At 49.7% G+C, this 12,187-nt stretch carries 7 protein-coding genes and 4 pseudogenes; 6 read left to right on the top strand and 5 right to left on the bottom strand.

The annotated features are described in order from the left end of the window. Positions 1-100 precede the first annotated feature (100 nt). The 3 genes and pseudogenes from cybB to O3W44_RS03975 all read right to left on the bottom strand — a co-directional run bounded on the left by cybB (position 101) and on the right by O3W44_RS03975 (position 2,434). Positions 101-643, bottom strand: a complete 543-nt coding sequence (cybB, locus tag O3W44_RS03985; protein WP_269292072.1) for a cytochrome b561 — start codon at positions 641-643, stop codon at positions 101-103. Positions 644-801: 158 nt separating this feature from the next. Beyond that, positions 802-1,014 carry a hypothetical protein gene (locus O3W44_RS03980; RefSeq protein ID WP_442954600.1) on the bottom strand — a complete coding sequence of 71 codons (213 nt, stop codon included), beginning with the start codon at positions 1,012-1,014 and terminating at the stop codon, positions 802-804. Positions 1,015-1,182: 168 nt separating this feature from the next. After that, positions 1,183-2,434: pseudogene (locus tag O3W44_RS03975) on the bottom strand (MFS transporter). 94 nt (positions 2,435-2,528) lie between these two features. Between O3W44_RS03975 and O3W44_RS03970 the strand changes: the two are divergent. The 6 genes and pseudogenes from O3W44_RS03970 to O3W44_RS03940 all read left to right on the top strand — a co-directional run bounded on the left by O3W44_RS03970 (position 2,529) and on the right by O3W44_RS03940 (position 10,361). Next, positions 2,529-3,424: pseudogene (locus tag O3W44_RS03970) on the top strand (LysR family transcriptional regulator). 127 nt (positions 3,425-3,551) lie between these two features. Beyond that, the gene (gene mlc / locus O3W44_RS03965; RefSeq protein WP_269292071.1) at positions 3,552-4,769 is read left to right on the top strand and encodes a sugar metabolism global transcriptional regulator Mlc; all 1,218 of its coding nucleotides are present in this window, start codon (positions 3,552-3,554) and stop codon (positions 4,767-4,769) included. Between the two features lie 115 nt (positions 4,770-4,884). Then, the gene (bioD, locus tag O3W44_RS03960; RefSeq protein WP_269292070.1) at positions 4,885-5,574 is read left to right on the top strand and encodes a dethiobiotin synthase; all 690 of its coding nucleotides are present in this window, start codon (positions 4,885-4,887) and stop codon (positions 5,572-5,574) included. Between the two features lie 188 nt (positions 5,575-5,762). Then, positions 5,763-7,136, top strand: coding sequence for a uracil-xanthine permease family protein (locus O3W44_RS03955; protein ID WP_269292069.1), 1,374 nt, complete (start codon positions 5,763-5,765; stop codon positions 7,134-7,136). 637 nt (positions 7,137-7,773) lie between these two features. Next, positions 7,774-9,401 (top strand): annotated as a pseudogene (locus O3W44_RS03950) (inverse autotransporter beta domain-containing protein). Between the two features lie 66 nt (positions 9,402-9,467). Continuing rightward, positions 9,468-10,361: an invasin domain 3-containing protein gene (locus O3W44_RS03940; protein ID WP_269292066.1), complete on the top strand. Its 894-nt coding sequence runs from the start codon at positions 9,468-9,470 to the stop codon at positions 10,359-10,361. A 39-nt stretch (positions 10,362-10,400) separates the two neighbouring features. Here O3W44_RS03940 and osmV read toward each other — a convergent pair. Then, positions 10,401-11,533 (bottom strand): annotated as a pseudogene (gene osmV / locus O3W44_RS03935) (osmoprotectant ABC transporter ATP-binding protein OsmV). Next, a complete protein-coding gene (osmW, locus tag O3W44_RS03930) occupies positions 11,533-12,180 on the bottom strand; it encodes an osmoprotectant ABC transporter permease OsmW (protein WP_269292065.1) in 648 nt (215 codons plus the stop codon). Before osmW ends, osmV begins: the two are co-directional and overlap by 1 nt. Positions 12,181-12,187 lie beyond the last annotated feature (7 nt).

The following is a 12,187-nucleotide window of genomic DNA, read 5'->3' as shown; positions in this document are numbered from 1 at the left end:
ACTCACTATTGTGGATGAAGAATCGGGATTGGGAAACCTGTTAAGGCGAATTTATCATTGAATATTTTTTATCGCCCTCACAGCGGGCGATAGCCTGAGGTTATTGACCGCGCTGGCGACCAGGCATCATGCGTAACAGCGTATTGTCTTTTAAAAAATAGTGATGAAACAACGCAGCCACGGCGTGTAATCCAGTCAGCCAGTAACCCAGCGGTGCCAGGGTTTTATGCCACCCGGTAAAGGCTTTCGCCAGGTCAGCATCAGGCGTATTTGCTACTGGCATGGAAAAACCAAACAGCCACCAGTCCCGGCCCCATAGATAGCGTGAAGCGATCCCCATTAGCGGCAAAGAAATAAACAGGGCATAAATGAGCGTGTGGGTTAAATGCGCCAGACCTGTTTGCCAGCGCGGTGCAGCCGGTAAAATAGCCGGACTGCGATGGCGCGTGCGCAGTAACAACCGTGACAGCATTAAAACCAATACCATCGTCCCCGCAGTGAAATGCGTGACGATCAGCGTATAACCCTGCCACGAACCGCGCTGGGCAAAACCGCGCAGCTCAATGGCGGCGTACGCCAGAGCGACCAGAAAGAAAGTCAGCCAGTGTAGCTTAATCTGTGAAGCCGCAAATTTTTCCCGCACAGGCAATCCCTACAGTAAGAATCAGGATGGCTAACATAGCGGATTTTTTTCAAAAAGCTTAACGAATTGGCGCAACGCAATAAAGTTTAGCCCGTCGCAGCGGGCAGGTCATTATCAGAGCGTGGATGAGTCAGTCAGGTCCACACTATTCTGAGGGGTCAGGTTTTTTTTACCGTCACAGGACAACACCGGTCACATCCCAGGGCAGTGGAATAGTATTTTCGCGCTTGCTGAATGGCCGCCGTCGCAGTGTAGAAGCTGCCTAAAAACAGCCTGGTCTCTTGAGAAGGTAAATATTTGCAGCCAGCAGCGTGAACAACATGGTTATCGTTGTAACCTGAAATTTTATTGACGTAATAGTAGATCGCCATGGTTTATCCTCATTGCTGTGAAATCAAAAATTACATTTATCGTTGGAATGGAAACGATTATAGCGGGGAATGAGGGATTTTGTTTTGCATGGTACTGATAAAGCAACAGGTTACTGTCTCGCGCGCTAAAACGGGCGCCACGGCACCCGTAAAAAGGATTAAGCCGTGCTACAGTTTTCGCCGTTGTAAACGCCACGCCACGCCTAAGGCAAGCAGCAACAATGCGGCAATAAACAGCGTGATACCAGTCCAGCCATAGCGGTGCCAGAAGAGGCCGCCTGACGTACCGGCAACGCTTGACCCCAGATAATAGCTGAACAGGTAAAGTGAAGATGCCTGTCCTTTCGCACGCCGTGCCCGGGGCCAATCCAGCCGCTGGCGACGGAATGGGCCGCAAAGAAGCCTGCTGTGAAAAGCATCATGCCGGGCAAAATAAACCAAACTGAGTTCAACGCGGTGATCAGCAAGCCAGCCAACATAGTGGCGGTTGCGCCAACGATCACCGGGCCGCGACCTAATTTGCTGGTTAACGCGCCCGCTTTCGGTGAACTCCAGGAACCGGTCAGATAGACAACAGATAACAAGCCGACAATCGCCTGGCTGAGATGCCAGGGGCAGCCATCAGACGATAGCCGATGTAATTGAACAGCGTGACAAAAGCCCCCATCAGTAAAAAGCCTTCGGCAAACAGCAGCGGCAATCCCCGATCGCGCCAGTGAAGACGAAAGTTAATGATCAGGCTGCGTGGGCGCAGTGACGCCGGGCGAAAATGTTGCGAGGCAGGAAGAATTTTCCAGAACATCAAGGCCGAAGCCAGGGCAAAGCAGCCGATTGTTGCTATCGCAATACGCCAGGAGAAGAAATCAGTTAATACGCCGCTGAGGAGCCTTCCGCTCATGCCGCCAATGGAATTTCCACTGATGTATAGCCCCATTGAAAAGGCGATAACGCTGGGGTGAATCTCTTCGCTAAGGTAGGTCATTCCTACGGCAGCCACACCGCTTAACGACAGGCCCGTTAAGGCACGCATCAATAAAATGCCATTCCAGCTGGTCATTGCGGCTGAAAGCAAGGTGCAGATTGCGGCCAGCATTAACGCAGTGACCATCACCGATTTGCGACCAATAGCGTCTGAAAGCGGGCCAGTGACCAGCAGACCTAATGCCATCAGGCCAGTGGAAATCGAGAGAGAGATACTGCTCGCAGCTGGTGAAACGCCAAATTGCTGAGAAAGAACCGGCAAAATGGGCTGAACGCAGTAAAGCAGAGCGAAAGTTGCAAGGCCCGCAGAGAAAAGGGCCAGCGTGACGCGCATGAATTGCGGTGTACCCCGTTTAATCCAGTCTGAAGATGAAGCAGAAGCGGGCCCCTTTGACAGCGCGTCATCGTCGGGTATCACAGCCTGAGAAGAGCGGCTCACGAGGATTCCTTATTGAAGAGAAGAGATAACCACTCTAGAAAAAGGGAATTAGGTTGTCTAATATATTAATAATCTCAAATAAGACGTTTAAAGTATGAATGTAGAGCTGCGCCATTTGCGCTATTTCATTGCTGTCGCGGAAGAGCTGCATTTTGGTCGTGCGGCCCAGCGTCTGAACATTTCTCAGCCGCCTCTCAGCCAGCAGATTATGCAGCTGGAAGCTGAGACCGGCGCGCAGCTGTTTAACCGCACCAATCGTAGCGTCCAGTTGACTGCGGCCGGTCAGCAGTTGCTGCAAGATGCGCGTGGCATTCTGTTACAGGTAGAACAAGCGGCCGAGCGTGCAGCAAGGCTGCATCGGGGCGAAGAGGGAGAGCTGCGTATTGGATTTACCTCTTCTGCACCTTTTACCGGTGTGCTGTCGGGGGCGCTTTATCAGTTTCGCCAGCACTGGCCCAACGTGCACATTCACATGCAGGAGATCAACACGCGCCAGCAGCTGGCACCGCTGCATGATGGTCGACTCGATCTGGGCGTCATGAGGAATACCCCGTTGCCCGCCAATTTGCGTCATCAGCTGCTGCTCAGCGAACCTTTGTTCGCCGTGGTGCACTGGGCTCATCCCTGGCAGAGGCCGATAAAATTTCCGTGCGTGAGCTGGCAACGGAGCCGTTTGTCTTTTTCGATCCTCAGGGCGGGACGGCACTTTATAGTGAGATTTTAACCCTGCTGCATCGTTATCAAATTAAACCCTACATTACTCAGGAAGTCGGCGAGGCGATGACCATTTTGGGCCTGGTGGCGACCGGTCTTGGCGTATCGATTTTGCCTGCCTCTTTTCGCCGTGCGCGGCTGGCTGATGTGGTTTGGTTGCCGCTGGAGGAGCAGGATGCGTTATCGGAACTCTGGCTGGTCTGGTCAGGCGAGCGTGAAATAAATGCACAAATGGACCGAATGATGCAGTTGCTGCGGCGTGATTCAGGCGGTTAAAGCTGCAATCACAACACCTTTATGTGCGATAAATCACATTTCTTATCAAATATTTGACGCTACGAGCGAATCTGCCTCACCATATCTGCTGTTTATTTAGAAGCGCGAAAATAACCGGGAGCAGGGTGTGAATCTGGACAGTCAACCTGGCCATATTGACCAAATTAAGCAGACCAATGCTGGCGTCGTTTATCGATTGATAGATCTTTACGGTCCTGTTTCGCGTATTGAGCTTTCCAAACGGGCGCAACTTGCCCCCGCCAGCATCACAAAGATTGTGCGTGAAATGCTGGACGCGCATTTGGTGCAGGAGACAGAATTTCAGGAGCCTGGCGCGCGTGGCCGGCCAGCTATTGGCCTGATCCTTGATACGGATGCCTGGCACTATCTGGCTATCCGCCTGCATCGTGGTGACATGACGATGACTTTGCGCGATCTCAGCAGCAGAATAATTGTTGAAGATACCCAGCCGTTACCTGATGAAAGCATGCAGCCGCTGCTTACATCACTTGTTGAACAGGTCGATGCTTTTTTTATTCGCCACCAGCACCAACTGGAGCGCCTGACCGCGATAGCGATTACTTTACCTGGGCTGATTAATGCCGCTTCGGGCGTGGTGCATCGTTTGCCGGGTTATCGCGCCCAGGATATGCCGCTAGGTGAAACCTTAGCGGCGCGTACCGGGCTACCGGTATTTGTTCAGCATGATATATCCGCCTGGACCTTAGCTGAGTCGCTGTTTGGTGCATCACACGGGGCGCAGGATGTTATTCAGATCGTTATCGATGAAACTGTCGGCGCTGGCGTAATCAGCGGTGGGCAGCTTTTGCATAAAAGTGGACGCGCTCTGGTTGAGATCGGTCATACCCAAATCGATCCCTATGGCAAACAGTGCTACTGCGGCAATCATGGGTGCCTGGAAACGGTCGCAAGCACAGGCAGTTTATTAACACTTGCCGCACAGCGACTGACAACGCAACCAGACAGTCTGCTGCATCAACAGCCGCTGACGCTTGAATCACTCTGTGCCGCCGCACGGTCTGGTGATCGTCTGGCATGCGATACTATAGCCAGCGTGGGCCATCATGTTGGCCGCATGCTGGCTATGATGGTTAACATCTTCAATCCACAACATATTCTTATTGGTTCTCCGCTGAATCAGGCTGCGGATATTTTGTTTCCGGCCGTAAGCAGTACCATTTATCAGCAGGCGTTACCGGCGTACAGCGCCACTATTCAACTGGCACCGACTGCCTTTCATGAACCCGGCACGCTGGGCGCAGCTGCGTTAATAAAAGACGCACTCTACAACGGATTTCTCCTGGTTAAGTTGCTACAAGGTTAAGCCTGATTAAACCTTGCGCTAACGCAAATTGCTCAACGATTGCATTCCCTAGAATGCTCTTTCGCACTTAAAGTCCATTGTGATTCGAATATAAGTCAGGTCGAAGGAGTAGAGGGTGAAAACAATTTTTATCACCGGTACCGATACCGCTGTGGGAAAAACCATCGTATCGCGTGCTTTATTGCAGTGTTTTGTTCAGGCAAACGTGAGCGTAGTGGGATATAAACCGATTGCACGCTGCGCTATTCACACCGATTACGGACTACGAAGCAAAGATGGCTTGATATTACAGAACGCCTCTTCCTTCGCACTTCCTTATGAGGCGGTTAATCCGCTGCTATTCGAAGAAGAGGAGATAAGCACGGTCCCGGGTAAAGCTATCGATTATGCCAGTTTGAGCGCAGGGCTGGATAGCCTGCGTCAGCAAGCCGAGCGGGTTGTTGTTGAAGGCACCGGCGGCTGGCGTAGCGTGATGAATGACGGGCGTCCGCTGTCATCCTGGGTCGCAGAACATCAGTTGCCGGTTATTATGGTGGTAGGCATTCAGACAGGGTGCATCAGCCATGCGCTGTTAACCGCAGAGAGTATTGCCGCTGATGGCCTGACACTGGTGGGCTGGGTAGCTAACCGCATTAACCCCGGACTGGCTAACTACGCGAATATTATCGCCGTGCTGCGTGATAAAATCTCAGCGCCACTGGTCGGCGAACTTCCCTATTTGTCGCGTCCTGAACAGCGCGACCTGACGCGCTACCTTGATATCTCATCTTTACCTGACATTAATGTGCACACTGCGGGTGCATAGCGTGCCTGATGGTGAAACAAAACCCGTCAAAAACCCAGATGGTGAACCTAATGTTACAGGCCCATCATCTCTTTTTAATCATTAAAGGCGTTAAATAACAATCACCTGCTTTGCAATATCACTTTTTTACGTGTGTGGCGCAAAAAATGCATCATCCCGGCTGTTGAATAATTTGCCGGAGCACCACAATGTCGCACTCGCATGAAAAAGGTTTATTGTACGGGCTGGATGCCCGCATCGGTTTTGCACCTGCATTTTTAGCGGCGCTTCAACATGCACTTGCCAGCGTCGTCGGGATTATTACGCCGCCATTGATTATTGGCTCAGTGTTGGGGCTGCAGGCTTATATTCCCTATTTGATCAGCATGTCTTTACTGGTTTCAGGTTTAGGCACGTTTTTACAGGCACGCCGTTTCGCCGGCATTGGGGCAGGCATGATCTGCCTGCAGGGCACCAGCTTTGCCTTTCTTGGGGTAATTCTGTCCGGTGGCCTGATGGTAAAAGCCCGCGGTGGCTCGCCGGAGGAGATTCTGGCGATGCTGTTTGGCTGTAGTCTGGTCGCGGCGCTGATCCCTATCCTGATTAGCCGCTGCGTGGGCCAGCTCCGTAAAGTATTAACGCCTGTGGTTACCGGTACGGTGATTACCCTGATTGGTATCAGCCTGATCAAGGTCAGTATCACCGACTGGGCAGGTGGCCATAACGCTCAGGATTTTGGTGCGCCAGGTAATTTAGCGTTAGGAGGATTAACGTTGCTGGTGATTGTGGCGCTGAACCGGTCACGTAATCGCTGGGCGCGTTTGGTCGCGGTAGTGGCCGGCATCGCGGTTGGCTGCATTGCGGCGGCGCTTACCGGTCATTTAGCGTTTAAACCGCTCACGAATACGGCCTGGCTGGTTTTACCCTCACTGTTTAAATTTGGCTTTGATTTTGACTGGACCATCTTCGTGCCGATTGCGCTGGTTGCAGTGATTGCCGTGATCGAGGCGGTTGGCGATCTCACAGCAAACTGTCTGTTGTCGCAGCAACCCATTGTCGGGCCACAATTCCAGCAGCGTTTACAGGGCGGCATCATGGCCGATGGCGTAAGCTGTTTGCTGGCTGCCCTGTTTTCAGCTTTCCCAAATACCACGTTTGCACAGAATAATGGTGTGATTCAGATGACCGGCGTAGCCAGTCGCTATGTGGGTATGGTCCTGGGTATCATGCTGATATTGCTGGGTATTTTTCCCGGCATTGGCGCACTGTTACAGCAAATACCCCCGCCAGTACTGGGCGGTGCAACCATTGTCATGTTTGGCAGCGTGGTGGCTGCTGGTATCCGGGTGATGACGCAAACACCGCTTGGGCGTCGTGAGATGTTGATTGTGGCGATCGCGTTTGGTATCGGTTTAGGCGTTGAAGCCGTACCCGAGGTACTGAAACAGTTTCCGCCGTTAGTGAATAATCTGTTTGGACATGCAGTCACCACAGGCGGCATTCTGGCTATCATTCTCAACCTGGTGTTGCCGAATGAGCAGGGCGTACAGATCTCCCTACAAGAGGAAACGTTAAAGCAGTAAAAATTTTAAAAAATAAAAAGAATATTTTTTCAGGTTAAAATAAAGTTGTCAGGTGGTTAATATTAAATGTTTGCCCCTGACCCTTTGAAATTTAAGTCTGGTAGGGTTAGATAGTTTAGCCGTCTGGTTAATTCATTTCTCTGCTGCTGGGCTGAGTTATCGCTTCAGCTTTATAATGATTTTACACTTTAAAAGCCACTCCTTTAAATACCCTCTTCAGTTGTAATAGTTAACTCACAATTCATTTACTTTAGGTTTAAGGTGATCAACTAAATTTTAGTTATTTTTTGCCAGCTTTTAATGGAGAGGCTAATTTTTTATTTTAATGAAAATTTAATAGTGAAATTTAAAGCTTAAGCGTACGGTGTCAGTGCCATAAATACACACTGTGTGGCTTAACGTAGAGCAGGGCATGGCGGCTGTGGAAAAGTAAAATATTAAGTGAGCTTCTGAAAAAACAATGCCTAACATTTAAGGTTCTTAAATGAGCTATTTAAGATGATTAAACTTTTCTCATTGGCGTAGGGTGGCATATATTGTGCTGCGTTTAAGTTGGATTTTTAATTTTACATTAATGTGCTGGCATAAATAAGTTTGTTGAGATTTGTTTTCTAAGTTGTAGATAAACGTCATTCGAATGCACTTATTTTGCAAAGTTTTGATTAAATTATCCCCTGTGAGTTTTTATAGGGATTTGTCATGGAATAAAGTTATGAATGTTAACTACCGACTCTCGGTCCCGTTCCGTATAAAGTTATTTGCCTGGCTAAATTTAGGTATTCAGATAGCATTTCCTCTGGCGACTACTTTTACACCCGCTGTGGCGGTTACCTCTTCCAAAGATATTCGATTTCTGCAAAATTCAGCGGAAACCTCTCTGAAAACAGTGCCTTATGTACTGTCAGGTGATGAAACCACTGCATCGGTTGCACATAAATTTAATATGTCACCTGATGCCTTGCAAAAACTTAATCAGTTCCGCACTTTTGCTCACGGCTTCTACCATTTAAAGCCAGGTGACGAATTGGAGGTGCCACTAGCGCCACTACCTGAAGTCATATGGCAGGATGCTGCTGACAACGCAGTGAAATTAAATGCCAATAATGGACAGGAACAAAAGTTAGCAGAATGGGCTAATCAAGCTGGAACTATTTTGAGCAGTAACGAGAGTAGTGATGCTGCAACAGGTATGGCACGTGGAATGGTCACCGCTGAAGCCAGCAGCCAAATTCAGCAATGGCTAAGTCAATTTGGCACAGCTCGCGTACAGCTTGATGCTGATGAAAATTTCTCCTTGAAAAATTCACAGTTTGATCTGTTAGTCCCTTTATATGAGCATGCTGACAAGCTTCTTTTCACTCAAGGCAGCTTGCATCGTACTGATGATCGCACCCAGTCCAATTTAGGACTCGGTTACCGCTGGTTTTCTGACGGCTGGATGCTGGGAGCAAATAGTTTCCTGGATTATGATTTATCCCGTGATCATAGTCGTATCGGTCTGGGATTGGAGTATTGGCGCGACTTCCTGAAATTTGGCATTAACAGCTACTTGCGCCTGTCAAACTGGAAAAACTCGCCGAACGTGAAAGATTACGAAGAACGTCCGGCTAACGGCTGGGACATTCGTGCACAAGGCTGGCTGCCAGCTTTGCCACAACTCGGTGGCAAGCTATCTTTTGAGCAATATTATGGTAATGACGTAGCCTTATTCGGCAGGAATAGTCGTCAGCGTGATCCACACGCTATTAATGCTGAAGTCAATTATACTCCAGTTCCATTAATAACGTTTAGTGCAGGGCAGCGACAAGGTAAATCTTCCAAAATGATACTCGCCTTGGCGTGGAGTTGAATTATCGTCTGGGCATACCATGGCAGCATCAGGTTAACCCGCATGCAGTGACAGCAATGCGTAAGTTGGCGGGCAGTCGTTATGAGCTCGTTGATCGTAATAACAATATCGTTTTGGAGTATCGAAAGAAAGAAACGATTAATCTGTCTACCGCTGGCTTGGTGTCAGGTTTTCCTGGCGAGCAAAAATCATTAGAAGTAGTCGTAAGTAGCCAGTACGGACTGGAACGTATTGACTGGTCAGCACCGGAACTGGTCGCAGCCGGAGGCAGTATCGTTCAGGATAATGCTGCTGGTTATAGTGTCATTCTTCCGGACTGGAAAGTGGGTGCGCAGGATATAAACAGCTATACCATCAGTGGTGTAGCCATTGATAAAAAGGAAATCTTTCAACCCACGCTAATACACAGGTATTAGTACAAACTCCTGTCATTAATGAAACTCATAGTACATTTTTGCCGACTTTCAGCAACATGATGGTGGGTGAAATTAACAAAAGAAACGCTGACGCTAACGATAAAAGACGAACAAGGACGAATGGTTAATGTACCGGCTTCTGAAATTCAGATTGGCGTAGAGGGAGTAATAAGCGCCGAAGTTTCAGAAGTGGTCAGAAAAGATGTCGGGATTTATGAAATCACGATCACCGCAGGAATGGATGAAGAAAATATTATACTAACGCCAGTAGTCCGAGGGATAACATTACCTTCAGCTCAAGTTTATATCATTCATAGCAAACCTACGCAGTCCAACTCGTTTATCAGCGTTGATAATATGACTTACGAGGCTACTAACGATATCAGAGTAAATGTTTCCCTCGCAGATAAGCATGGGAACAAAATAAGCGGTGCTGTCTCAATGCTGACAGAGAGTGCGGTGACGGTAGAAAATGCTGTTGCGATTAACGAATGGACAGAATCAGGAAATGGTCGTTACACACGACTTTATACGGCAACCAGGGCAGGTACAAATTTAAAAGCGATGCTGAATTTCCCGAACGGTTCAGTGGAATCAGAGGCGTACGAAATCACGATCAAAGCGGGAGCTGTTAATGTCTATGGAGAGCAAGTTGCGGGAGGGTGGTATCCACGAACATTTACTATTACCTTTGAACCGGATGAGGGTTACATATTTGACCCCGCCTGCTTTACTGTTACAGGAATTGTTGGAGTTAAAGGATGGCAGGGTAATCCAGTGGCGGGGTGGGGAAACACAGCTTTAAATTATAATACAGCGGGAAGGTATGTGTGGTCACTCTCCGTTTCCAATCGTTGTGGTTATCCCGTTGCGGGTAAAGTGGTTACCCAGCTGTTCCGGACAGACGCTCAGAATGAAAAAGTCTATACCTCTGTATCGATTGATAGTGCAGGAGCGTAACTATTATTTTTATAAGGGCCAAAAGTTGGCCCTTTATTATTAATTGCTCAAACGGCGGCGCGTTCGGCCTGAACTCAGGTAATCCGCAATATAATCCTGCGAAATTTCTCCGCTGTAGCGACCCTCTTCGTCCACAATCGGCATCCATACGGTGTTGTGCTCATATAATTTTGACAGCACAACACGCAGGTTCTCTTCCGCTTTGCCGGTGACCACAAAGGTATGCAGCTTCTCCTCACAGTTCCCGCTCGCGTTGCGCGCTTCGCGACGCTTCACAAAACCCAGCGGTTTACCGTCGTTGTCCACCACGGTAATTGAGCGCATATCGTTGTCATCCATAGTGGCGAACGCTTCTGCCAGGGGCGTTGAGCGTTTCACCGTAATGGTCGGTTGCTGATCGGTAACATCGCCCGCCTGCACCAGCAACAGACGTTTAAGGGTGCGGTCCTGACCAACAAACGACCCGACAAACTCATTTGCCGGTGACGCTAACAACTCGTCCGGGCTGGCGCACTGAACGATGCGTCCCTGACCGAACACCGCAATTCGATCGCCCAGTTTTAATGCTTCATCAATGTCATGGCTCACCAGCATCACGGTTTTTTCAGCTGGCGCTGCATGTCGAGAAATTCGTTTTGGATCACTTCACGGTTGATAGGGTCAACGGCGCCGAAGGGCTCATCCATCAGCAACACCGGTGGATCGGCAGCCAGAGCGCGAATAACGCCGATGCGCTGCTGTTGCCCACCCGACATTTCTCGCGGATAGCGGTGTAAAAACTTCGTGGGATCGAGAGCGACCATGCTCATTAACTCTGTAGCACGTTCATGGCAGCGTTTTTTATCCCAGCCGAGCATGCGTGGCACCACGGTAATGTTCTCTTCAATCGTCATGTTCGGGAACAGGCCAATTTGCTGAATAACGTAACCAATGTTGCGGCGCAGCGTGGTGGTATCCTGCGTGCTGGTATCTTCGCCATTGATGTAGATTTTACCGCTGGTGGCAGGGATCAGGCGGTTAATCATTTTGAGAGTAGTGGTTTTGCCACAGCCCGACGGGCCAAGCAGCACACACATCTCACCAGCAGGGACTTCAAGGCTGACATTGTCGACGGCTTTTACTGTCGTGCCGTTATGGGCAAAGGTTTTCGTCAGGTTTTCCAGTTTTATCATTATCGAATCCCCTTAGGAGTCAGCGCCAGTTGCAGTCGATGCAGCAACCAGTCAAGAATAATAGCCAGCAGACAAATCATCAGCGCCCCGGCAATCAACATGCGAATATCACTGCCGCTGATCCCATCCAGCAACAGCAGACCCAGTCCGCCAGCACCAATCACGGCGGCAATAGCCATTACCCCGACGTTCATCACCACAGCGGTGCGGATGCCGCCAAAAATCACCGGCAGCGCCATGGGGATCTCCACCCAACGCAGACGTTGCCAGAAGGTCATGCCGATACCGCGTCCCGCTTCACGCAGGCCAGGCGGCAGATTTTCCAGCGCCGTATGGGTATTACGTACAATCGGCAGCAGTGAATAGAGAAACACCGCCGTAATCGCCGGAAACGCGCCGATGCCCTGACCAATCAGCGAAAACAGCGGGATCATCAGGCCAAACAGTGCAATGGTGGGAATGGTCAACACCACGGTAGCTACGCCCAGCACCGGTGCAGCGAGCCATTTGAAGCGCACAATCAAAATGCCAAGCGGCACGCCAATGAGAATGGCGCAGCCTACGGCCACCAGTACCAGCCAGGTGTGTTGCCAGGTCAAATTCAGCAGGCTCGGCCAGTTATTCATGATGTAGTGAAGGGTGTCCATATTGCCT

Source organism: Pantoea sp. LMR881 (genome assembly GCF_027157825.1).
Lineage (GTDB): Bacteria > Pseudomonadota > Gammaproteobacteria > Enterobacterales > Enterobacteriaceae > Pantoea > Pantoea haifensis.
Note: the sequence above shows the minus strand (reverse complement) of the source record. Positions and strands in the feature narration are given on the sequence as shown.